This window comes from Paenibacillus sp. NPDC055715, assembly GCF_053617595.1.
Window position 1 is genome coordinate 107167 of sequence record NZ_JBSHGA010000005.1, and the last position, 17269, is coordinate 124435.

The following is a 17269-nucleotide window of genomic DNA, read 5'->3' on the forward strand; positions in this document are numbered from 1 at the left end:
TTTTTTGAAATTAATATTTGACAATGAGAATCATTATCAAATATTATTTGAGTAATAGGAAATGAATGCATTCCATACATCAAACAAAAGTGAGGGATGGACTTGGGTAAAATCATGATTGCTTATGCCAGTATGACTGGTAATACAGAGGAAATCGCGGAATTGATCGCCGAAGGCGTCCGCCAGGCAGGACATGAGGCGGAGTTGAAGGCTTCGTATGATTGCAGCGCGCAGGAACTGCTCGGTTATGACGGGTTCCTGTTGGGTGTATATACATGGGGAGATGGAGAGCTTCCTGATGAATTTTTAGATTTTTACGAGGAACTGGATGAGCTTGATCTATCCGGTAAAAAGACCGCTGTATTTGGCAGCGGAGATACATCCTATACACAATTCTGCGGTGCGGTTGACCTGGTAGAGGAAAAAGTCAAAGAACGCGGCGCAACTGTTATTCAGGAGAGCTTGAAGATCGAATTCAACCCACTGGACGATGAGAAGGAAAATTGCCGGGCTTACGGAAGACAATTTGTACGGGCTGGTATTGGGGTATCCTGAGAAGAGAGCGAGGGATAGGTATGCGCAACAGTGATAGCTTAAGCGGCTTTCCTCTTCTGCACGACTATCAGCTTGAGGAGATGTGGAGAACTCCGCAGTCTACCCGTCAATCGCAGGGAAAACGCGGGCGTGAAGGCTGGAATTGGAGGCAACGGGTTCAATATGTGGTAGGGCATGCGCTAAATGAATACTTCGGAATGGAAGTAGAGGTGCGGCGGGAAATCCCCGTCCAGTACATGCTGGAGAAATGGTGGCCCAAACAGCCAGCCGGCTTCGAATCGTTGTTCCATTACTGGGACATTAAAAATAAAGTGTCAGGCGAGCTGTCTAAAATTTGTGCGTTAAATAGGGACTTGTCAGTGCCGGTGATGTTGTATGAGCAATTTTGCACGCCGGTCCCTGAGCTTGAGGTCGACATTTCGCTTATTGTGCAGGCTGCCTGGCAACTGTCAGTTGGAGCCGATTCCTTACTGATTCAGAAGTACATCGTGGATTATAATCCCAACGTTATTCATACATTTCAACATTTGACGAATGTTTTTTGTTATTATGCATTTGGCGCTCTTCCGCAGCTTATTGAGGTCTACTGTTTGCTGGAAGGCAAAAAAGTCCGCTTTATCCCGGGTCCTGCTTCTTTACAGCAATCTCTGGATTACGTTCGGTTATTGCGGGATTCCAGAGAGGATATACACGCGACAACAGAACGATGTCGTTGCGGAGCCTGCATAGGGGAACAACGATCACAGGGCAATAGCAACAGGATGGATAAGAACAAAAAAGAGCAGCAGGAGGCCAAAAACCGTAAAGAACGGTCATTGGGACCTTTGCTTTTCTCTTAGTGTATTTTTTGAAACCCTTTAAATGTAAATAATACCTTTTTTGTTGGAATAGCCTTGGGAAACAAGGCTCTTTTTTATGAAAATTTTTTTGAAAAACTGAAAATTTATATTGCCTGAATAGATAAATATAACTATAATATTTCAATGTACGATATTTATATGAAAATATTTAAATATAAAAGGAGACGGTGTGTGAGCATAGACAAGGACTGCCTATGTACATAGATAATGTTCTTTCTTTTGCATGGTATGCTGCCATGTGCTTATTTTACGTTCACGGTTTGGTTTGATGGCCTAATATTTCAAAATTAAAATATTAGCGTTGAATAATAAAATTTTTTGGACAACAGGGGTGGAAGAAGTGAGTAAGAAAACCGTACTGCCAATTCTCATTGTACTGCTCATTCTAAGTGGTGGAGCTATTGGCTACTATTATTGGTATCAGGCAACACACTTTGTTAAGAGTGACGATGCGCGCATTCAAGCGGATCAATATAAGGTCATGCCGCAAATTTCCGGAGAGATTACACACATTGATGTGGAGGAAGGCGATGTTCTTCAGCGTAATGAACCGATTGCCGAGCAGGATGTATCGGGACTGGATTCCAGCATGATCAGCAAGTCCGTACTGCGTGCGCCGATCAACGGTACCGTCATTAAGATTTATTCGAAGGAGCATGAAATCGGTTCTCCGGGCAGTGCTGTTGCAACCATGGTTGATATGAACAGCCTGTATGTCTCCACGAATATTGAAGAAACCGATATTGACCGCATTAAACCGGGACAGCTTGTTGACATTACGCTTGATGCTGCAGGTGACAAGACGATCCAAGGCAAAGTTCGCAAAGTGGGCGAAGCCTCAAATGCGGTGTTCTCGCTCATTCCTGCGGTAAACACAAGCGGTAACTTTAACAAGGTGACCCAGCGTGTGCCTGTAGAAATTGCTGTTAACAAGCCGAAGGATATCAAGCTCATTCCAGGAACGAATGTGGAAGTTAAAATTCATACACCTTAAAAAGGAGGGGTCCATGTGGCTGCCAATGAAACTGCTGCTGCTCCTTCGACAGATTCTTCCAAAGAACGCTGGCTTGCTTTTTTTGCCATCGTTTTAGGCGCCTTTGTTGCCATTCTGAACAACAGTCTGATCAATGTCGCCATTCCTCGATTGACGACGGACTTAGGATCAACGACGACACGTATTCAGTGGGTTATTACAGGTTACACGCTTGCATCTGGTGTAATCGTCCCGATTACCGGATATATGGAGCAGCGCATCGGATACAAAAAGTTTTTAATACTTGCGCTCAGCGTGTTCTCGCTGGGAACGGGAATATGTATTTTTGCATGGAGTGATTCTTCCCTGATCGCAGCACGAGTGCTGGCTGGTCTGGGAGGTGGTGTGATTATGCCGCTGAGTATGACGATTATTTACAAAATCATGCCGCGTGAACAAATCGGTATGTCCCTTGGGATATGGGGGATCGCCGCAATGGCAGCACCTGCTGTAGGACCTACGCTAAGCGGATATTTAATTGAGTGGTTTAACTGGCGGTTCTTGTTTATTGTCAGTGTGCCGGTTGCTTTATTTGCAATTTTAATGGTCATTCTCCTAATCAAAGAGCCGTCTAAAGCAACACCGAAGCCGTTTGATTTGCCTGGTTTTTTGCTGGCCGCAACTTGCGCGGGAACACTCTTGTACGCACTGACAAACGGTCAGCATGATGGTTGGACTTCTTTTAAAATCGTATTTCTGCTGTTCGTCGCCTTTTGGGCACTTGTCTTTCTCATTTATGTAGAAAGCGGCAAAGATAATGCTGTAATTGAAATTTCATTATTCAAGAATTCAAGATTTACGATTAGTGTTATTGCCTCTAGTCTTGTCATGATGGGGATGTACGGAGGAACGTTCCTAACACCGTTGTTTTTGCAAAATATTCAGCGTGTGTCGCCGATTGATACGGGTATTATCCTCATTCCACAGGCAATTGCCATGGCAGTTATGATGCCTATTGCCGGGCGACTGTTTGATAAGTACGGAATTGTGCCTCTAGGACTTGTTGGTCTGACACTAACCAGCTTTATGACATATCATCTTCATCAGCTTACGCCAAATACTTCGCATGCTTGGTTGGAAACTGTAATGTCATTACGGGGGCTGGGAATTGGTATTTGTATGATGCCATTGTCCACGGTCGGCATGAACGCTGTTCATCCGAGCAAGGTAGGCAATGCATCTACTGCATCTAATCTGGTACGTACTGTTGCTTCAGCTATGGCTATTGCGGTGCTGACCGCGATCATGCAAAGTCGCTCGGCAGCTCATGCCCAACAAATTTCGGAGACTGTTACACCGGACGCGGCTCATGCGCTGCAAGCGTCGTTGGGCAGCTCATGGATGTCATCCATAAGTAGCTTAATCACACTGGATGCCACATCAAGAGGAATTGGGGATACGTTCCTCATTTCATCCATACCGCTGTTTTGCACGATTCCACTAATCTTTTTGTTTATTCAGAGGAAGAAAGCAAAGACACAGCCGGAAGCTTTATAAAGAACTACAAAATATCGACTGGATGGCTTACATTATTTCCACGGACAGAAAGAAAGGAAATTATCATGAAAATATTGAGAGTAGAAAGTACATTAGCGGCCTTAGTGCTCGGCGGCGCAGTGCTGGCAGGCTGCTCCAGTAATAGCGGAGCGGCGCAGGATATGGTCGTTCCTGTCAAGATCAGCCAAGCGCAGCAGGGTATCATTGGGCAAGGGAACATTTATACAGGAACGGTAACACCTTCGGAGACGGTGAATATCGTTCCAAAAGTGGGCGGTAAAGTAGTTGAACTGCCTGTGGATATTGGCTCAGAGGTCAAAAAAGGTCAAGTGCTGTTCAAGCTTGATGACAAGGACATGCGGAATAATGTAGCGAAGGCCCGCGCCGCAGCAGGTGCGGCAGCAGCAGGAGTGAGTTCTGCTCAGGCATCCCATGAATCGACGATGGTTCAAGCCAACTCGGGCGTAGTACAATCCAAAAGCGGCGTGATTCAGTCCCAAAGCGCAATCAATCAGGCGCAGGGAGCCATTAATCAGGCTACTACAGCCGTAGAACAGGCGACACACGGCGTCTCCTCGGCGGCCAATACGGTGAAGCAAACGCAGCAAGCGCTGGCGGATGCTCAGAAAAATGTAACGCGTACTCAAAGCCTGTTTGATGCGGGTGCGAGTACTCAAGCACAATTGGAACAAGCAAAAACAGCCGTTGTGAACGCAGAAGCGGCATACAACAATGCGCAAAACGCACAGGCTAATGCCCAGGACCAACTGGTGGCTGCTCAGAAGGCGCTCACTACGGCCCGTAACAGCTATGATTCAGCAAAAAACAGCTACAGTAATGCTAACAGCGGCTACAGCAATGCACAAAATCAACTGAAGGTATCTCAAAATACAGCGGTTATCGAGTCCAGCCAACAGTCTCTCAAGCAGGCACAGCTAAATGTGAGTATCGCTCAGGACGCACTCGACGATACAGTGATTACATCACCGATTAACGGTATTGTAGGTACGAAAAACGCAGAAGTAGGCGAAATGGTATCCGCTCAGGCTCCTGCACTGGTCATTGCCAACCTGAGTACAGTTAATACACTGATCTATGTACCGGCTGAGCAGATCAACAATGTAAAAGCAGGCGACAAGGTACAGGTACGTGTAGCAGCTTCCAATATTGTGACAACAGGTACAGTTAAAAATGTAAGCCCGTTGGACGCAAGTGGAAAAGGATATCCTGTGAAAATTTCGGTGGCTAATCCGGACGTGAAATTGAAATCCGGTATGCTGGCTGATATCAGCTTTGTCGCTGCGAATGCGCAAGAAGGTATTGTCGTTCCTACCGCAGCAATTCAAAAGGATCAAGGTAAGCAATATGTATACGTTGTGAATGGTGACCATGCGAAACGCAAGGAAGTGAAGACGGTTCAGACGACAGGCTCACAAACACTGGTTACCAGTGGCTTGAGCAACGAAGAGAATGTAATCGTGAATAATCTGGCGTTGCTGTCTGATAACTCACCGATCACCATTAGCCAATAATTTGGCTTCAAAATCTATTGTATTATATAGTAGAGATTTATTAGGGAGTATTAGCGCAGGGCAGACCGGAGTAATTTTACCGGGCTGCCCTGCTTTGATTTCATTGCGCACATTTTACATAGGATTGATGTCGATAGGGGTCTATTTTTGACGAACATTGGTATGATAGGATAGACTAAACTGGAAATAGATAGTTTACGAGATAGGGATTTATTACATTTTCAGATCAGTGATCGGAGGTATTATGAGATGGAAGTAAAGCTGGTTGTGGATTATGAAGCTTATGAGAATGGTCAAACGATGGCTAAGTCTATTGAAGAACTGGCAGTCAAGCCAGAGAGCGTGGAAATTACGGATTTGATTATTGGAGACTGGGGCGGAGCCTATGAACAATCGCCGGAGGATTTTATTCCGGTACTGGTAAAGCACAAAGATCAATTTCCGAAGCTGCGTAAGCTGTTTATCGGGGATATGGAATATGATGAGTGTGAGGTTTCGTGGATTAACCAGACGAATCTGTCTTCGCTGTTGGAGGCTTTTCCAGCATTGGAATCCTTTTATGTCAAAGGAAGTCAGGACCTGAGTCTGGAACCGTTGCGGCATAGCCATCTTCAGGAATTGGTTATTATTTGCGGAGGTTTGCCTGCGAGTGTCCTTCAAGAAATTCGTAATGCCGAGCTGCCTGAGCTGCGCAAGCTGGAGTTGTATTTGGGTGTGGATCAATACGGTTTTGACGGTAGTTTGAAGGATGTATTACCGTTCCTGAACGACAATCTTTTTCCCAAGCTTACCTATTTGGGGCTGAAGGATAGTGAAATACAGGATGAAATCGCGATTGCTGCGGCAAACGCACCTGTGATTGGACAACTGGAGGTACTTGATCTGTCTCAAGGCACGTTGTCCGATAAAGGGGCAGAGGCACTACTGGCTAGTGAAAGCATCCAAGGGCTGAAGCATCTGGATTTGAGCTATCATTATATGTCTGATGAAATGATGAAACGTTGGAAAAGCTCCGGACTGTCTGTAAATGTGGAAGATCAGCAGCAAGCCGACGAGGAAGATGATTGGCGCTATCCATCGTTGACTGAGTAAGTGAGGTGAGGCGGCTTTATGGTTGGGATCTCAGACAGCAATGTCAGCGAGCCGTTTATTTTGTTCGGCAATCCGGGGAATCGGCGGACCACAGGACTACAGGAGGCGCGAAGCAGATTGAGGCTGCCGCCCGCTATTGAAATTTCCTATAAAAATGTGCTGGCAGCCATCCGTGAGAAGCAAAGTCTGGGTGAGTTGATGGCCCGGATAGCTGCACAGGCTACGCCAGACAGCGTAAATGCTAGTGTTTATGTGCAAGAGAGCATTCGCCAGTTACAGACGGGGCGGGCGGACATGAGTCCGTTGCTTCGTCTGGATGCACCGGGTGAAAGCTTTGAGGTAGAGCGTGAATTGATTGCTTTGGGCGCCTCGGATGTGGAAGGAGACGATTCTTTGTTGCCTTGGGCGGAATCAGCACATGGCACAGGTATATCGGCTATAGAAGCGCGAGGCCTGCTGGAGCAGCACGGTCGTATTTGGCACCCGGCGCAATGGTTCCGGGGCTATTGTCGTCTGCTGGCGTGGCTACGGCATGAAGCAGCTCTGCTATGGCCTTCGTCGCGCTGGATGAATAAACCGGCGGAAGTGGCTGTGATGTTCGACAAACGGTGTTGCAGCGACGTATTGGACAAGGCGGGCATAAGGGTTCCGCCTGTGCTTGCATCATCATTCGGTACCTATCGTGATGTTGCTGATCTGCACGCAGCGATAAAGGAGAGCGGGGTTCACCGCCTGTTTGTGAAAATATTTTGCGGGTCCGGTGCCTCTGGTGTAATGGCCTATCAGGTGCATCCGCGGACACAGGTAGAGCTGGCGGTAACCACCATCGGAACGGAAATTGTACACGGACAGCGTGTGTATTACAATGCCGGACGCTTGCGCCGTTATACGGACAAGCAGGACATTCATGCCATCCTGGGCTGGCTATGCTCGGAAGGGGTGCATGTGGAGCGCTGGATACCTAAAGCGAGTCTGAACGGATGTGTTTACGATGTGCGCCAGCTCGTTTGTGGATCAGAGGCTTGTCATGCCGTTTTGCGTTTGAGTCGGAGTCCGATTACAAATCTGCATTTGCGCAATGAACGGCTGTTGCTGGAGGACGCTGGGTTGCCGCAGGATACGGCAGAATCGGTGCGGCAGACTGCGGAAGCCGCGATGAGCGCTTTTCCGGCCTCTATGGTCGCTGGGCTGGATGTGCTGGTTCCGGCGCATGGCGGTCGTCCATACGTGCTGGATGTAAATCCGTTCGGCGATCTGCTATACCGGGTGAAACATCAGGGCTGGAATCCATATGAATGGGAAATGCTGCAGCTCGCCAATAGGACTGTCGCTTCGGAAAGGAAAGACTCATTATGACCGATATGAATCAGATTGTCGGTTCTCATGATATTGTCATGATTACGCTCGACACGCTGCGTTACGATGTAGCCAAGCTGGAGGAAGAGAACTGTCCGAACCTGTGCGGCTCCGGGCCGTGGGAAAAACGCCATACGCCAGGCAGCTTTACCTATGCTGCACATCATGCGTTTTTTGGCGGATTTTTGCCTACACCGGCTAATACGGATAAGGCCTCTCACATACGGCTGTTTCATACAAAAGATACGGGACTGCGCACGCATCCGCATACGTGGTTGTTTAATGCTCCGGATATTGTATCCGGGCTGGCGGGTGAGGGATATCGGACCATCTGCATCGGCGGCGTTATTTTTTTTACGAAAAAAAACAAGCTTGCCAAGGTGCTGCCGGGGTATTTTCAGGAAAGCTACTGGCGTATGACCTTCGGCGTTACGAATTCCCGTTCGACCGAGCATCAGGTGAATCATGCCCTAAAGCTGCTGGAGAAGGCGGACCCGGCGCAGCGGCTGTTTTTGTTCCTGAATGTATCAGCTATTCATGGCCCTAATCACTATTTTCTGGAGGGCTCAGCCAAGGATTCGGTGGAGTCCCAACGTGCAGCCTTGCGTTATGTGGATGGGCAGCTTGGTCGTTTGTTCGACGCTTTGCGAAACCGGGGGAAGACGTTTTGTATGGCCTTTTCCGACCATGGTACGGCTTATGGGGAAGATGGCTACGAAGGACATCGTCTGGCGCATGAGGTCGTATGGAATGTGCCTTACCGCGAATTTGTATTGTAGGGTAAAAGAAATTATAGACTGCACTGGTAAAATGTAAAGAAATCAATCCAGCGCGAGGAGGGAGCAGAAATGAAAGCCATGAATCTGAATCACCCGCTTCTAACAGGAGCAGGAGCCAATACCCCTGCGGGGCTGGGCACAGGCTCATTAGGGTCTTCATGGCCTGAGAACCCTGTTGAATGGGCACACACGATCCGTGAAGCTCCCTACCGTTCCTATTTGTACTCTTACCCGCATAAAACGGCCTATCGGCCGTTTGATACACCGCTCTCACTGCAAGAGTTGTGGGAGAAGGAGGAGTTGGAGAGCTATTTTTTGTACATGCATATTCCGTTTTGCGCGGCTCGTTGCGGATTTTGTAACCTGTTCACTTTGCCGGACAAGCGGCTGGATGTGCATAAGGAATATGTGGATGCGCTTGAAAGACAAGCTCGCCAATGGGCGCCAATCATGGGCAGTCGGCCGTTTTCACGCTTTGCCATCGGCGGCGGTACGCCAACCTTGCTGGAGGCTCCTTTGGTTGAACGATTGTTTGACATTGCGGAAAATATAATGGGTTTAGACCCGGAGCATGCTTCCATTTCGGTGGAAACGTCGCCGGATACGGTAACCGAAGATCGGCTGGAGGTGCTTAAGCGTCGACGAACGGACCGTGTCAGCATGGGGATCCAAAGCTTTGTGGAGTCGGAGAGTGCGGCCATATACCGCCCACAGAAGCCCAAGCTTGTACGAGAAGCGCTTGCGCGGCTGGTGGAATACGATTTTCCGCTATTGAACGTGGATCTGATCTATGGCCTCCCTGGTCAAACGCCGGAAACCTGGCTGTATTCTCTGGAGGAAGCCTTGTCTTATTCGCCGGGTGAAATTTTTATTTACCCATTATACATTCGGGAAAATACGATTTTAAAGCCGGGTTATACCGGGCTGGATCATGATATTCGTCTAAGCTTGTACGAAGTAGCACGTGAAAGACTTAAACAAGCGGGATATGTACAATACTCTATGCGCCGTTTTGCCAAAAATGAGGATGCATCCGGCAAGGAGCTACTGCCGTATAGCTGTCAGGAGGAAGGCATGGCCGGTCTGGGCTGCGGTGCGCGCTCCTATACGCGCAATGTCCACTATGCTAGCCGATATGGTGTTAGTGCAGCGGCAACGCGTGGCATTATTGCTGATTATGTCGCCGCCGAGCGTCATGATCTGGCTGACTACGGCTTTATTTTAAATGTGGAGGAGAGTAAGCGGCGTTTTATCCTGAAGGCACTTCTCCATCGTGAAGGTCTGGAGCTATCTGCTTACGCCGTGCGCTTCAATGCGTCTCTGGCGGATGATTTTGCAGGAATGTCCTTGCTTTTGGAATCTGGTATGGCGGTGGTTATAGACGACACACTGCGCCTGACCGAGGAAGGAATGGCTTATTCCGATGCGATTGGCGACTGGATGATATCCACGGCAGTACGGGAGCAGATGGAAGGCTACGTAGGCGCATGAGAGCGACCCTATATTATCGTGGCTCGTTGACTTCTTGCAACTATGCTTGCCCTTACTGCCCGTTCAGCAAAAACGTGGATAGCCGTGAAACATTGGACAAGGATCGGGCGCAGCTGGAGCGTTTTGCCGATTGGGTACGGGAGCAGGGAACTTTGGGGCATCGACTATCCATATTTTTTAATCCGTATGGAGAAGCTCTGATTCATTCCTGGTACCGCAAGACCCTGATTGAGTTTTCTCATATGGCGCATGTGGATAAAGTGGCTGTACAGACGAATCTGTCCGCTAAGCTGGATTGGGCTAGGGAACTGAATCCGAGGACGGCTGCGCTGTGGGCGACGTATCATCCGGGAGAGACGAAGGAGCCGGCTTTTATATCTCAATGTATGAAGTTATATGAACTTGGTATTTCCTACAGTGTCGGCACCGTGGGACTGAGACAGGCTTTTACCGCTATTCATGCCTTGCGATCGCAGCTTCCGAAGGATGTTTATTTGTGGGTCAACGCTTACAAGGATCGACCACATTATTATACCGATGCCGAGATTGATGAATTAACGGCTATAGATCCCTATTTCCAATGGAATTTGCAAGATTACAGCAGTCAGGGGCGGGCGTGTCGCGCTGGAGAGGATGTATTTTACGTACAGGGTGATGGGCGTGTAAAACACTGCTACCAGGATCGGCGAGTGCTGGGTCATTTGTACAGAGATGGCCTTGAAGGACTAAGTGGCAAGCGTCCGTGCCGGATGAAGGAATGCGGCTGTTATATCGGGTACATTCATATGGAAGAACAGCCGTTTCGGGAAATGTACGGCAGTGGTCTGCTCGAAAGGGTACCTCAGGTTCCGGTATTCTCAGTTCCACACATTTAGCTATGTCCTATAGAACGCCAAAAAAGAACCGACCCTTGCATCAAGCGAAGGTCGGTTCTTCCGTTTCACTGCATACTCTGTTAGATATCACTATGCGTTATTCCATCAAGTCTGGACAATGGCCGTGATTTCTTCGTCGAGATCCAGCCTGACTTGCTCACGATAGGCACGGATATTGTACTCGGAATGCAGGTATCTCAGGATGGCCTCAATCATGTTGGCTTCCACCAGATACTGGCTACGACCCTGTACATGGACTTCTGCCGAATATCCTGTATCCTCTTCCCAGCTTAATTCTACTGTCACATCAGTGGGCTGGGCGCCTTTGCGTTCAGCCATATGCAGGCAGATGGCGTTTACAATTTCATCCATACTTAAAATCATAACTTAGTAACGTCCTCCACGGGAATCATCAGGTCTGCGACGATTTTTAATGGCACGGTAGATACCTACTCCGACCATGATCAGGGCGTATATAGCCAAAACGTTGACCGCAAGGCCAAGCAAGCTGCCCAGTGCGCCCATGTTGCCGAACAGTCCGCCGAAGAGCATACCTGCCAAACCACCCAGCATCATGCCTTTCAGGAATCCACCGCCACCGCCAAGAAATCCACCCGTTCTGCTTGTATTACCCGCAGTTGCACTGGATTTGGTTCCGTTATCAGACTTATTGATGCCGTTGCTGTCAGTGGCCTTGCTCGGTGTAGATTGGTACGTTTTTTGCCCGGATTTAAATCCGCCGCTTCGCCTCGCGTCAGCTGTAGATGGCGCGACCATAACAATCAGTAGGGTAAAAGCCATCATCAACATCATCATATTTTTCAAAGTAAATGTTTTTTTCATGTAAATATAATCCCCCTTGATATGTTAGTTTGATATAGGTCAAAAGCCGCTTACCAGTAATACGAAACGAATAGAAAAGGGTTTCAAAAAATTTAAAACATTCAAATTTTATTAATATATAAATCCTATGCTTGAATCGACTAAAGCATTCAGTTTACGGTTTAAGTGAAAATGGATTAGTGTCCGCTCTTACATCTCCGGCGAGCAGCATACGCAGTACCATTTGGCACCATTCCAGGCCCGCTTTGGCATTTATAAGCCCTTTTTGCACGAGAATGTAGTCACCGAAATTTTTGCTGCCAAAATGCAGATCCTCGTCGGGAATGTCGTTCAGAATATCCTCCAGATGTCGTATTCGCTGAATAAAATGACGTTTTCGCTCCTCCAGCATACGGTTGGCACTGCTTTTGTCCGTCAGCCAGAGACAGAATAGCCGAAGGCTTAATTCGTCTCGTGTGACCGGAGCGGTCACTGATTCTTGGAACCATTGCTGAAGCATATGGATTCCTTTGTCAGTAATGGTATACATTTTTTTATCAGGTTTGTCGGACTGCTGAATCCAGCGGGAAGCAAGCAATTCCTTGCTTTCCATACGCGCTAGCAGTGGATAGATCTGACTGTGCTTGGCCTGCCAAAAAGGCTGGATACGCAACATCAGATCATAGCCGGAGGATTCTTCTCTGGCGAGAAGGCCCAACAGACCATACGATAGTAAATTCATAGTATTTATCTCCTTCATCCATCTTAGTAACGGTTATAACGGATCTGCAGCAGGTGTACTGTCGCAATATGAAAAGTGTACACTGAAACTGTATGGTTTGACAACTTTCAGATAGGCCATTTACGGGTTAGCCTAAATTAGCTCCGGTCAACATAGACTCATATGTGCTTATTTTCATAAAAAAGAGGGTACCTCAGGGTCGTATTTTACGACCTAAAGATACCCTTTTCAATATTAATCATGGGGGCTTTTACTGCTTATTTCCATCAACAACCAGCTTTAGCTCCCCGGTGTCCGGATGAATGATCATACCGTGTACAGGCGCATTAGGAGGGAGAAGAGGGTGGTTTTTAATAAGCTTTACGGTACTTCTAACGCCTTCCTCAATGTTGTCAAAACCTTTCAGCCATTTGTTCAACTTAATGCCCGAGTTTTCCAGCGTATTCAGCACCTCTTGCGAAATCCCGCGCTCCAGCATTTCATTGACCATGTGGTCGGCATTCAGTGCGGCCATGCCGCATTCGTAATGACCTATGACGAGCACTTCATCTGCTTCCAACTCATACAGGGCAACGAGCACACTACGCATAACGCTTCCGAATGGCTGGGAGATAATCGCACCCGCATTTTTAATGATTTTGACATCACCGTTGCGCAGGTTCATGGCTTTGGGTAGCAGTTCGGTCAGACGCGTATCCATACAGGTAATGATGACCATTCTTTTATTAGGGAACCTGCCTGTACGATAGGCTTCGTATTCTTTGTTTTCCACGAAAACGCGGTTGTATTCCAAAATCTCTTTGATGTGATCCACGATTGTTCCCTCCGTATACTAATTAATGTTGAACCATTTTTTTGCAGCAGACCAGCATGAAAGAAGCCTAATTCTGATCTACACAGATCGATAATCAGGTTTTACTCCTTGGAAAATACGTACAATCTAACAGGTTGCAAAGCCTCCAGGAGCTGGTCGTACAAGTTGTGTGTTGATTATACTTTTTAATAAAAGTATCATCAAGTACAAGAAGTATAAAGTTTTATCATTTTAAAATAAAGAGGTGACCACGATTATGGTACAACAGACGTTGGATCAATTGGCGGCTTTAAAAGAATTAGCACACAAAATCAGAAGTTATGGTGAAGCCGTAGGCTTATTACATTGGGATTTACGGACAGGTGCTCCGCGCAAGGGCGTTGACATTCGTTCGGAAACATTGGGGATGCTGTCCACTGAAATGTTCAAGCTGGTTATTTCAGATGAAATGGGACAATTGCTGCAATTTTTTGCCGCAGAAGATAAGCTGGAGCAACTGGAGGACAATGATCGCAGACTGGTGGAGGAATGCCGGAAAAGTTATGAGCTGAACCGTTCGGTTCCGGCTGACCGTTACCGGGAATACAGCGTACTCGCTGCTCAGGCAGAGAGCAAGTGGGAGGATGCTAAGGAACATAGCGATTTTGCCGGATTTGAACCGTACTTGTCTAAAATCGTAGACATGAAACGTGAGTTTATCGGCTATTGGGGTGTCAAGGACACGGAATACGACACGCTTTTGGATCAATATGAGCCCGGAATGACGGTTGCAAAGCTGGATGCTGTGTTTGATCGTCTCAAAAATCGTCTTGTGCCGCTGTTGTCTAAAATTCAGGCTTCACCAAACCAGCCGGATAAGAGCTTTCTGGACGGTGTGTTTGATGTGAAGCAGCAAGAGAAGTTTGGCCTGTTCATTCTGAGACAGATGGGTTATGACTTCGACGCAGGTCGCTTGGATGAGAGCGTGCATCCTTTTGCGACAGGATTAAATCCGGGTGATGTGCGCATAACAACACATTATTTGCAAAATGATGTGACTAGCGCGATTTTCAGCTCATTGCATGAAGGTGGTCATGCGCTGTATGAGCAAAATATTGCGCCTGAGCTGGCAGGATCGCTGCTGTCCGAAGGAACCTCCATGGGGATTCATGAATCCCAGTCCCGCTTGTGGGAAAATATGATTGGACGCAGTCGTGCTTTTTGGGATCGGTACTATGCTGACTTGCAAAAGCATTTTCCAGACCGTTTTGCGAAGGTAACGGCAGAGCAATTCTACCTGGCTGTTAACCGTGTGGAAAATTCACTGATTCGTATTGAAGCGGATGAGCTGACATATAACTTACATATCATTATCCGCTATGAAATTGAAAAAATGCTGTTTAATGAAAAACTGGATGTGAAGCGCCTTCCAGAAGTATGGAACGCGAAATATAAGGAATATCTGGGACTTCTCCCGCCGAATGACGGGCTTGGCGTTCTTCAGGACGTTCACTGGTCCGGTGGTGATTTTGGTTATTTTGCCTCTTACTCGCTTGGCAATATGTATGCAGCGCAAATTTTGGCGACATTACGCAAGGAACTGCCGAATCTGGATGAGCTGATTGCTGCCGGAAATCTGGAGCCGATCAAGCAATGGCTGACTGAACGGATCTACCGTTACGGCAAGAGCCGGACGCCGTCCGAGCTGATTGTAGCCATTACGGGCGAGGATCTGAACCCGGACTATCTGGCTGATTATCTGGAAGAAAAATATACCTCCATATACAAGCTGTGATTTACTAGCTGTCATGTCATCATTTGTACAACTACCCCGCGTTCCTGGGCGAACGTGGGGTTTTTGTGTGCGATTAACCATTGAGTAGGCAGCCGCATAACAATATATGAAGTCTATAATGGAAAAAGGTGGGGAGGGAACAGAGATGAACATCGGCGCTCGTTTCAAAGCTGTGGCGGCTTCGGCACTGTTCGGGTTGCTGCTGCTCGGCGGGTGCGCACCCAAAGGAGAGCAGACGATTGAGATCAGACTGGGCGAAGTAGCTCGAACGGTCTTTTATGCGCCACAGTATGTAGCCTTGAGCCAGGGGATGTTTGCTCAGGAGGGACTGGATGTCCAACTGGCGACGATTCCCGGTGGCGACAAAACGATGACGGCGTTGCTGTCCAATCAGGCGGATATCGCGCTTATCGGTGCGGAAACATCTATTTATGTGTATCAGCAAGGGGCAGAGGACCCCATCATTAATTTTGCCCAACTGACGCAGACGGACGGAACCTTTCTATTTGCCCGGCAAACACAGGGTAGCTTTGACTGGGAAAAGCTGAAAGGGCAAAACTTTCTTGGACAGCGCAAGGGCGGAATGCCACAAATGTCGTTGGAATTTGCACTGCGCAAACACGGCATTGATCCACACAAGGATTTAAAGCTGATTCAAAATATTGATTTTGCCAATGTTGCCTCTGCTTTCGGTTCTGGTACAGGGGATTATGTGCAGTTATTCGAGCCGCAGGCATCTATTTTCGAAAAAGAAGGCCGGGGACGGGTAGTGGCCTCCATTGGTGTAGAGATTGGGGAGCTACCCTATACCGTATATATGGCGAAACAAAGCTATCTGAACGGAAATGGCGAGGCCGCGCAAAAATTTACGAAGGCTGTATACCAGGCACAGCAATGGATTGCCACGCATTCACCTGAGCAAATTGCCGAAGTCATTACGCCCTATTTCAAGGATACAGATCTGGCGGTTCTGACCAGTAGTGTCAAGCGTTATAAGGAACAAGGCACCTATGCTGTGAACCCGATAATTGGGGAAAAAGAATGGAAGAATTTGCAGGATGTCATGACTTCGGCGGGCGAACTGAAAAGCCCGGTTGCACTGGATCAACTGGTGAATCGAAGTTTTGTAGAGAAGGCGATTGCAGCAGGCTCATCGGGGAACGCTGACCAGCCTGCAAAAGCGGGAACAAATGGAGCCGCAGATACAGGCGTAGACGCCGGAGGCTCGCCATGACCGAAGAGCGGAGTTGTCTCATTTCGGATGAAACGGTCCCGGTGGTGGAACTGAAGAAAGTGACGCATGTGTATGTAACAGATCGGGAGGCGTCGCTTGCGGTTGAGAATATCGATTTTGCTGTAGGGACAGGAGAGTTTATCAGTCTGGTTGGCCCGAGCGGTTGCGGCAAAACGACAATTCTGTCCATGATCGCCGGGCTATTGTGCCCGGCGGCGGGCCAGGTGCTGCTGCAAGGTCGGCCCGTAAGCGGTCCGAGTCCGGAGGTCGGCTACATGTTGCAGCAGGATTATCTGTTTCCGTGGCGTACGATCATGGATAATGCGCTATTGGGCCTGGAACTGGGCAATCGGGTAGATGAGGCCTCGCGCGAACGAACCCGACTGCTGTTGGAAGGCATGGGGCTGAGAGGGAAGGCGCATCTGCATCCGTCCCAGTTATCCGGGGGGATGCGCCAACGTGTGGCGCTGGTTCGGACGCTGGCGACCAATCCAGAGCTGCTACTGCTGGATGAGCCCTTCTCTGCGCTGGATTATCAGACCAAGCTCCAGTTGGAAGATCTGATTGCCGAAACCTTGCGTGAGCGGGAGAAGACGGCTATTTTGGTCACACACGATTTGGCCGAGGCGATTGCGGTCAGTGACCGGATTATTGTGCTGGGCCGAAATCCGGGCCACATTCGGCGTACCTTTGAAATTCCGGATTCGATCCGGGAAGTTCAGCCTTTTTATGCGCGCGAGCAACCGGGCTTTAATGAGCTTTTTCATGAAATATGGGGTGAACTGGAGGCTTCGGGAGCAAAGGAGTGAGTCA

Annotated in this window: 17 protein-coding genes; 13 read left to right on the forward strand and 4 right to left on the reverse strand. The window is 48.1% G+C overall.

Annotated features, from left to right (window positions below; translation table 11 throughout):
* The first annotated feature begins 96 nt into the window (after nucleotides 1-96).
* The 10 genes from ACWGOO_RS10685 (at nucleotide 97) to ACWGOO_RS10730 (ending at nucleotide 11070) form a co-directional block, all read left to right on the forward strand.
* Nucleotides 97-555: a flavodoxin gene (locus tag ACWGOO_RS10685; protein ID WP_452483169.1), complete on the forward strand. Its 459-nt coding sequence runs from the start codon at nucleotides 97-99 to the stop codon at nucleotides 553-555.
* 20 nt (nucleotides 556-575) lie between these two features.
* A complete protein-coding gene (locus ACWGOO_RS10690) occupies nucleotides 576-1394 on the forward strand; it encodes a hypothetical protein (RefSeq protein ID WP_452483171.1) in 819 nt (272 codons plus the stop codon).
* A 361-nt stretch (nucleotides 1395-1755) separates the two neighbouring features.
* A complete protein-coding gene (locus ACWGOO_RS10695; protein WP_452483173.1) occupies nucleotides 1756-2409 on the forward strand; it encodes an HlyD family efflux transporter periplasmic adaptor subunit in 654 nt (217 codons plus the stop codon).
* 15 nt (nucleotides 2410-2424) lie between these two features.
* The gene (locus ACWGOO_RS10700; protein WP_452483175.1) at nucleotides 2425-3945 is read left to right on the forward strand and encodes a DHA2 family efflux MFS transporter permease subunit; all 1521 of its coding nucleotides are present in this window, start codon (nucleotides 2425-2427) and stop codon (nucleotides 3943-3945) included.
* A 65-nt stretch (nucleotides 3946-4010) separates the two neighbouring features.
* Nucleotides 4011-5477, forward strand: a complete 1467-nt coding sequence (locus tag ACWGOO_RS10705; protein WP_354453139.1) for an efflux RND transporter periplasmic adaptor subunit — start codon at nucleotides 4011-4013, stop codon at nucleotides 5475-5477.
* A 249-nt stretch (nucleotides 5478-5726) separates the two neighbouring features.
* Nucleotides 5727-6569 carry an STM4015 family protein gene (locus tag ACWGOO_RS10710; RefSeq protein ID WP_452483177.1) on the forward strand — a complete coding sequence of 281 codons (843 nt, stop codon included), beginning with the start codon at nucleotides 5727-5729 and terminating at the stop codon, nucleotides 6567-6569.
* Between the two features lie 18 nt (nucleotides 6570-6587).
* Nucleotides 6588-7925 carry an STM4014 family protein gene (locus ACWGOO_RS10715; RefSeq protein ID WP_452483179.1) on the forward strand — a complete coding sequence of 446 codons (1338 nt, stop codon included), beginning with the start codon at nucleotides 6588-6590 and terminating at the stop codon, nucleotides 7923-7925.
* Complete coding sequence (locus ACWGOO_RS10720) at nucleotides 7922-8704, forward strand: STM4013/SEN3800 family hydrolase (protein ID WP_452483181.1); 783 nt, start codon at nucleotides 7922-7924, stop codon at nucleotides 8702-8704. The genes ACWGOO_RS10715 and ACWGOO_RS10720 overlap by 4 nt, the downstream gene beginning before the upstream one ends.
* Before the next feature lie 69 nt (nucleotides 8705-8773).
* Entirely contained in the window at nucleotides 8774-10195 is a 1422-nt protein-coding gene (locus ACWGOO_RS10725) for an STM4012 family radical SAM protein (RefSeq protein WP_452483183.1), read from the forward strand.
* Nucleotides 10192-11070 (forward strand): STM4011 family radical SAM protein, encoded by an 879-nt coding sequence (locus ACWGOO_RS10730; RefSeq protein ID WP_452483185.1) that lies wholly within the window; start codon nucleotides 10192-10194, stop codon nucleotides 11068-11070. The genes ACWGOO_RS10725 and ACWGOO_RS10730 overlap by 4 nt, the downstream gene beginning before the upstream one ends.
* A gap of 105 nt (nucleotides 11071-11175) precedes the next feature.
* Here ACWGOO_RS10730 and ACWGOO_RS10735 read toward each other — a convergent pair whose 3' ends face one another.
* The 4 genes from ACWGOO_RS10735 to ACWGOO_RS10750 form a co-directional block, all read right to left on the reverse strand.
* Entirely contained in the window at nucleotides 11176-11454 is a 279-nt protein-coding gene (locus tag ACWGOO_RS10735; protein WP_452483187.1) for a YxcD family protein, read from the reverse strand.
* A gap of 3 nt (nucleotides 11455-11457) precedes the next feature.
* Nucleotides 11458-11913 (reverse strand): hypothetical protein, encoded by a 456-nt coding sequence (locus ACWGOO_RS10740; protein WP_452483189.1) that lies wholly within the window; start codon nucleotides 11911-11913, stop codon nucleotides 11458-11460.
* A gap of 154 nt (nucleotides 11914-12067) precedes the next feature.
* Complete coding sequence (locus ACWGOO_RS10745) at nucleotides 12068-12634, reverse strand: PadR family transcriptional regulator (RefSeq protein WP_452483191.1); 567 nt, start codon at nucleotides 12632-12634, stop codon at nucleotides 12068-12070.
* A 250-nt stretch (nucleotides 12635-12884) separates the two neighbouring features.
* A complete protein-coding gene (locus ACWGOO_RS10750) occupies nucleotides 12885-13448 on the reverse strand; it encodes a beta-class carbonic anhydrase (RefSeq protein WP_452483193.1) in 564 nt (187 codons plus the stop codon).
* 256 nt (nucleotides 13449-13704) lie between these two features.
* Between ACWGOO_RS10750 and ACWGOO_RS10755 the strand changes: the two genes are divergently transcribed.
* The 3 genes from ACWGOO_RS10755 to ACWGOO_RS10765 all read left to right on the forward strand — a co-directional run bounded on the left by ACWGOO_RS10755 (nucleotide 13705) and on the right by ACWGOO_RS10765 (nucleotide 17265).
* Nucleotides 13705-15222 (forward strand): carboxypeptidase M32, encoded by a 1518-nt coding sequence (locus ACWGOO_RS10755; RefSeq protein ID WP_452483195.1) that lies wholly within the window; start codon nucleotides 13705-13707, stop codon nucleotides 15220-15222.
* Between the two features lie 145 nt (nucleotides 15223-15367).
* Complete coding sequence (locus ACWGOO_RS10760; RefSeq protein WP_452483197.1) at nucleotides 15368-16456, forward strand: ABC transporter substrate-binding protein; 1089 nt, start codon at nucleotides 15368-15370, stop codon at nucleotides 16454-16456.
* Entirely contained in the window at nucleotides 16453-17265 is an 813-nt protein-coding gene (locus ACWGOO_RS10765; RefSeq protein ID WP_452483199.1) for an ABC transporter ATP-binding protein, read from the forward strand. Before ACWGOO_RS10760 ends, ACWGOO_RS10765 begins: the two co-directional genes overlap by 4 nt.
* Nucleotides 17266-17269: the final 4 nt, after the last annotated feature.